Raw genomic sequence first — 5610 nt, 5'->3', positions numbered from 1 at the left:
GACGGTCAGGTCATCGGCGAAGTGCCGGTCGCCAGTGGCGTCGGGCACGTACTTCACAGTGACAACGATCCTCAAGCTCACGCCGGCTCTCCTACTGCATCGTCATTTCCGGGCTGCCTCTTGCAGGCAGCATAGGCGCCTGAAGCGGCCGATCCCGGTCGGGGCGTACGCGCGCTCCGACCGAAATATTACTCGCCAGTACACCCATTTCATGCCCGCTAAGCAAGCGCTTTGAACTGTGACCTTCGCAACGCAGCGTAACCGGAACTGGACGACTTCGCAGGTGGGAGCGGAGTGATCAATCCCGCAGGCTGTTGAAGCGGCCCTGATGGTAAAGGAGGGGGCGGCCCGCACCTGTTGAGTCCCCGAGGACCACCTCGGCGAGCACGATGCGGTGATCACCGGCCGGGACCCGGCCGACGATCCGGCAGACCAGCCAGGCCAGCACGTCGTCCAGGACGGGTACGCCGTTCGGGCCCTCTCGCCAGGCCGTGGGCGCGCCGAAGCGGTCGGCACCGCTGCGGGCGAAGGTGGCGGCCAGGTCGGGCTGGTGCTCGCCGAGTATGTGGATGCCGACGTACTCGGTCTCGGACACGGCGGGCCAGCTCGAGGCGCCCGTGCCGATGCCGAAGGAGACGAGCGGGGGATCGGCCGAGACGGAGGTGAGGGAGGTGGCGGTGAAGCCGACCGGGCCGGAGGCACCGTGCGCGGTGATCACCGCGACACCGGCGGCATGCCGGCGGAAGGTGGAGCGCAACAGGTCGGGAGAGGCGAGCTGGAAGGTGCCGAGGTCGGGAGTGGCCGTCATGGAGTTGTCCTTCTGCGAGGGGTGGGGCCGGGGTCCGTGGCTGCTCAACAGCCCGGACAGCGCGCGCTCGCGGTGCGGGCCAGGTCGACGTGGACCCGCCCGAAGAGAAGGATTTCGGTCGGCATGGGGTCAGGCTGACGATAGGTGGCCCGCGCAGTCAAGTTGGTCCCGGTATCTGGGAGATGCCTCACCGTGCCGCCGAGCGCCCTCACACCGCCTCCCCCAGGGCCGCGACGACGTCGGCCTTGCGCGGCTGTCCGGTGGCGCGCCGCACCACCCGGCCGTCCGCGTCGAGGACCAGCACGGTGGGCGTCTTGAGGATGTCCAGCTCGCGTACGAGGTCCAGACGGGCCTCGGCGTCGATCTCGACGTGGGTGACGCCCGGGACCATCTCGGCGACCTCGCCGAGGATGCGCCGGGTGGCCCGGCAGGGTGCGCAGAAGGCGCTGGAGAACTGCACGAGCGTGGCCCGTGCCCCCAGTTCGCCGCCCAGCTCGGTCGCACCGAGCCGCTTGCCGTCGTCCCGTCCGCGCACCCGTACTCTCCCGCTCCGCCGCTTGTGCAGCACTCCGTAGGCGCTCGCCAACGCGAGCGCCGCCACGCACACCACCAGTCCCGTCATCATCTGCACAAGCATTCATCAGACTGCAAAGATTCCCGTCTCCCGGACGGGTTTCCGCTGCGGAATGCTTGATTCATGGACATCGACGCAAGGGGGCCGCGCTTCGGAGCGGCCGTTACGACCGTCGTGCTGGCGGTCGCGCTCATCACGCAGAGCTCCTGGCTACTGGCCTGGCAGACGGTGGCGTTCGCGCTCGGCGCGGCGGGCGGGGTGGGCAGGTCCCCGTACGGCCGGCTCTTCCAGACGCTGGTGCGGCCGAGGCTCGGGCCGCCCACGGAGTTCGAGGCGCCTGAACCACCGCGGTTCGCACAGGCCGTGGGACTGGTGTTCGGCGGGCTCGGGCTCGTCGGGTTCACGGTGGGGCCGGCCTGGCTGGGGCTCGCGGCGACCGGGGCGGCACTCGCGGCCGCCTTCCTCAACGCGGCGTTCGGCTACTGCCTGGGGTGCGAGATGTACCTGCTCCTGAAGAGGGTCACGGTGCGCGCCGAGTGACGGACGCTCGAAGGATCGACCCGGGGGACTAGGCCGACGTGACGAGGATCTCCCCGCCGCGCGGCACCAGGACTGGCTACCCGTCCGTTCTTCGGGCACGATCTGCGAGACGCCGTAAAACCTACGGCTGCGTAACTTTCCCGTCGGGATCCCCCTTTCCCGAGCAGAGCAGAAAGGGTCCACCCCGCCCATGGCAGAGCTGGTCTACCGTCCCGTCATCGGTCTCGCCAGGACGATGTTCAAGGTCTGGGACCTGAAGATCGACTGCAAGGGGTCGGAGAACATCCCGCGCTCGGGCGGCGCCGTTCTGGTGAGCAATCACATCAGCTACCTGGACTTCATCTTCAACGGCCTGGCGGCCCTGCCGCAGAAGCGTCTGGTGCGCTTCATGGCGAAGGAGTCCGTCTTCCGGCACAAGGTGTCCGGGCCGCTGATGCGCGGCATGAAGCACATCCCGGTGGACCGCACGCAGGGCGAGGCCGCCTTCGCCCACGCTCTGGACTCGCTGCGTTCGGGCGAGGTCATCGGGGTGTTCCCGGAGGCCACGATCTCTCAGTCCTTCACGCTGAAGAGCTTCAAGTCGGGCGCGGCCCGCCTCGCCCAGGAAGCGGGCGTCCCGCTCGTCCCGATGGCGGTGTGGGGCACACAGCGGCTGTGGACCAAGGGGCAGCCCCGCAACTTCAGGCGCAGCCACACCCCCGTCACCATCCGGGTCGGCGAGCCGGTCGATGCCCCCCGCGACCAGTACGCGGGCGCCATCACCCGCCGTCTGCGCGAGCGCGTCCAGGAACTCCTCGAGGCCGCCCAGCGCGCCTACCCCACGCGCCCGAAGGACGCGACGGAGACCTGGTGGCTCCCGGCCCACCTCGGAGGCACGGCCCCGACGGTGGAACAACTCCGGGCGGCCGAGGCGCACTGACGCCGAGTCCGGGCTGAACTTCCGCAGCAGGCCGGCGGAGTTCGGTGGCCGTCACCTGCAGGCTCGGCAGCGGGGCGAGCGTCGCTGAACTCGCCTCCCTGCCGGACCCGTCGCGAGCGCGCTCCCTTCCTCGGCTCAGAGGGTGTCCGGGAGTGTCTCCCACAGGTGCTGACGGTCTCTGGCGGCCTTCAGCGCGCCGAGGACGGCCGGGTGCGGTTCGGCGTACAGGACCGGATGGTCCAGCTCACGGGACGCGGGATCGGGGTTCCACGCCAGCCGTTCGCCGTCCAGGGAGAACTGCGCGTTCACGCCCGGTTTGTTGCCTCGCGGGTCCTGCCGGTGCCAGGCCCCGCGGAAGCGCACGGCGACCAGCCCGTGCAGGGCATGGCCACTGCCGTCGTCGTGGGCCAGCCGCTGGTAGCACAGAGCCGTGGGGATGTCCTCGGCCCGCAGCAGGGCGGCCAGTGCGTGCGCCTTGGCGTAGCAGATGCCCGTGCGCTGCCCGATCACGTCCGAGGCACGCCAGGTGACGCGCGGGTCGCCGCTGTCGGCGGAGTGCGGAATGGCGTCGCGTACGAATTCATACGCGGCTCGCGCATAGGCATACGAGTCCGCCACTCCCTCGGCCAGCCGGGCGGCCGTCTGCCGCACCTCGGGGTGCTGGTGGTCAATGGCCTCGTCGGCGGCCAGGTAGGCGGACAGGTCGGCGGTGTTCTGGATCAGGTCCATGCCCGCAGAGCATAGGAATGCGATCACCCGACAGTCAATGACTTTTCAGGTGACCGCATATCTATGCATCGCCCTAGCGGGCCATCTCCTCCTTGAGCGCCGCCACGAAGGTGTCGACGTCCTCCTCGGTGGTGTCGAAGGAGCACATCCAGCGCACCACGCCGGCGGCCTCGTCCCAGAAGTAGAACCGGAACCGCTTCTGCAGCCGCTCGCTCACGTCGTTCGGAAGCTTCGCGAAGACACCGTTGGCCTGCACCGGGTAGAGGATCTCCACCCCGTGCACCGCGCGCACGCCCTCCGCGAGCCGCTGCGCCATCTCGTTGCCGTGCCGGGCGTTGCGCAGCCACAGGTCCTTCGCGAGCAGCGCCTCCAGCTGCACCGACACGAACCGCATCTTGGACGCGAGCTGCATGGACAGCTTGCGCAGGTGCTTCATCCGGCGCACGGCGTCCTGGTTGATCACCACGACGGCCTCGCCGAACAGCGCGCCGTTCTTCGTCCCACCCAGCGAGAGGATGTCCACGCCGACCGCGTTGGTGAACGTCCGCATGGGCACGTTCAGGGACGCGGCGGCGTTGGCTATCCGGGAGCCGTCGAGGTGCACCTTCATGCCGTGCGCATGGGCGTGCTCGCAGATCGCCCGGATCTCCTCCGGCGTGTAGAGCGTGCCCAGCTCCGTGCTCTGGGTGATCGAGACGACCTGCGGCATCGCGCGGTGCTCGTCCTCCCAGCCCCAGGCCTGCCGGTCGATCAGCTCGGGCGTGAGCTTGCCGTCCGGCGTGGGCACGGTCAGCAGCTTCAGACCGCCCATGCGCTCGGGAGCGCCGCCCTCGTCGACGTTGATGTGCGCGCTCTCGGCGCAGATCACCGCGCCCCAGCGGTCGGTGACCGCCTGGAGCGCGACGACGTTCGCGCCGGTGCCGTTGAAGACCGGGAAGGCCTCCGCGGTGGAGCCGAAGTGGCTGCGAATGATCCCCTGGAGGTTCTCGGTGTAGTCGTCCTCGCCGTACGCGACCTGGTGGCCGCCGTTGGCCAGGGCCAGGGCGGCCATCACCTCCGGGTGTGCCCCGGCGTAGTTGTCGCTGGCGAAACCGCGGATCTCCGGGTCGTGGTGACGACGCGCGTCGGTCCTGGGAGGGTTCACGACTTCTCGGTCAGCCACAGACGGTTTCCGTTCACTTCTGCGGCGGACTTGCTCCAGACGCCCTCGATGGCCTCGGCCAGGTCCTTGACGTCCGTGAAGCCCGCGAACTTCGCGTTGGGGCGTTCGGCGCGCATCGCCTCGTGCACCAGCGCCTTCACCACGAGAATCGTAGCCGCGGACGTCGGCCCCTCGGCGCCCCCCGCCTTGCGGAAGAAGTCGGCCATGGCCAGCGTCCACGCCTCGGCGGCGGCCTTGGCCGCGGCATAGGCGGCGTTGCCCGCGGTGGGCTTGCTGGCGCCGGCGGCGCTGATCAGGACGTACCGGCCGCGGTCGCTGCGCAGCAGCGCCTCGTGGAAGGCGAGGGAGGTGTGCTGCACGGTCTTGACGAGCAGCAGCTCCAGGAAGTCCCAGTCGTCGAGACTGGTCTTCGTGAAGGTCTCGCTGCCGCGCCAGCCGCCGACCAGGTGCACGAGGCCGTCGACCCGGCCGAAGTCCTTCTCGATGTGCGTGGCCCAGTCGCGGGTGGACTGCAGATCGAGCAGGTCCACGGTGTCGCCGGTGACGGAGGCACCGCCGGAGGCGTACCGAGCGGCGTCCACTGCCTCCGACAGCCGCTGCGGATCGTTGTCCGCCCCTACGACCGTCGCGCCGGCCTCGGCCAGGCGCAGCAGCGCCGCCCGTCCCGCGGGTCCGCCCGCGCCGGCCACCGCGATCACCGCACCGCTGAGAGACCCGTTGTTCCCCACGTTCTTCCCCTTTGAAGCAGTGTTCCGGATGCGGTCGCTCACGCGGCGATCCGCTCGGCGCTGTCCGCCGTGATGCCCTTGGTGGAGGCGATCACATTCTTCAGCTTCTTGGACAGGGCCTCATAGAACATGCTCAGCGGAAACTCGTCC

General features: G+C 69.6%; 8 protein-coding genes and 1 pseudogene. 2 read left to right on the top strand and 7 right to left on the bottom strand.

The window, feature by feature from the left end:
* The 3 genes and pseudogenes from AC07CM_RS50315 to AC07CM_RS50305 form a co-directional block, all read right to left on the bottom strand.
* Positions 1 to 81 (bottom strand): annotated as a pseudogene (locus AC07CM_RS50315) (electron transfer flavoprotein subunit beta); the annotation flags it as partial.
* A 217-nt stretch (positions 82 to 298) separates the two neighbouring features.
* Positions 299 to 808, bottom strand: a complete 510-nt coding sequence (locus tag AC07CM_RS50310; RefSeq protein ID WP_478883270.1) for a flavin reductase family protein — start codon at positions 806 to 808, stop codon at positions 299 to 301.
* 208 nt (positions 809 to 1016) lie between these two features.
* Positions 1017 to 1430 carry a TlpA family protein disulfide reductase gene (locus AC07CM_RS50305; RefSeq protein ID WP_478883272.1) on the bottom strand — a complete coding sequence of 138 codons (414 nt, stop codon included), beginning with the start codon at positions 1428 to 1430 and terminating at the stop codon, positions 1017 to 1019.
* A gap of 75 nt (positions 1431 to 1505) precedes the next feature.
* Here AC07CM_RS50305 and AC07CM_RS50300 point away from each other — a divergent pair, with 75 nt between their 5' ends.
* On the top strand, positions 1506 to 1922 hold the full coding sequence (locus tag AC07CM_RS50300) for a DUF4395 domain-containing protein (RefSeq protein WP_478883269.1): 417 nt from the start codon (positions 1506 to 1508) through the stop codon (positions 1920 to 1922).
* Between the two features lie 190 nt (positions 1923 to 2112).
* Positions 2113 to 2841, top strand: coding sequence for a lysophospholipid acyltransferase family protein (locus AC07CM_RS50295; protein WP_478883268.1), 729 nt, complete (start codon positions 2113 to 2115; stop codon positions 2839 to 2841).
* Positions 2842 to 2976: 135 nt separating this feature from the next.
* Here the strand turns inward: AC07CM_RS50295 and AC07CM_RS50290 are convergent, their stop codons facing one another.
* The 4 genes from AC07CM_RS50290 to AC07CM_RS50275 all read right to left on the bottom strand — a co-directional run.
* The gene (locus AC07CM_RS50290) at positions 2977 to 3570 is read right to left on the bottom strand and encodes a transglutaminase domain-containing protein (protein ID WP_478883267.1); all 594 of its coding nucleotides are present in this window, start codon (positions 3568 to 3570) and stop codon (positions 2977 to 2979) included.
* Between the two features lie 73 nt (positions 3571 to 3643).
* A complete protein-coding gene (locus AC07CM_RS50285; protein ID WP_478883266.1) occupies positions 3644 to 4714 on the bottom strand; it encodes a threonine aldolase family protein in 1071 nt (356 codons plus the stop codon).
* Positions 4711 to 5502, bottom strand: coding sequence for an SDR family NAD(P)-dependent oxidoreductase (locus AC07CM_RS50280; RefSeq protein WP_478883265.1), 792 nt, complete (start codon positions 5500 to 5502; stop codon positions 4711 to 4713). Before AC07CM_RS50280 ends, AC07CM_RS50285 begins: the two co-directional genes overlap by 4 nt.
* Positions 5499 to 5610: DUF6421 family protein (locus AC07CM_RS50275; protein WP_478883271.1), on the bottom strand; the 112-nt coding region annotated here is incomplete at its 5' end. The genes AC07CM_RS50280 and AC07CM_RS50275, both read right to left, overlap by 4 nt.

This window comes from Streptomyces sp. NPDC044061 (assembly GCF_056434305.1).
Note: the sequence above shows the minus strand (reverse complement) of the source record. Positions and strands in the feature narration are given on the sequence as shown.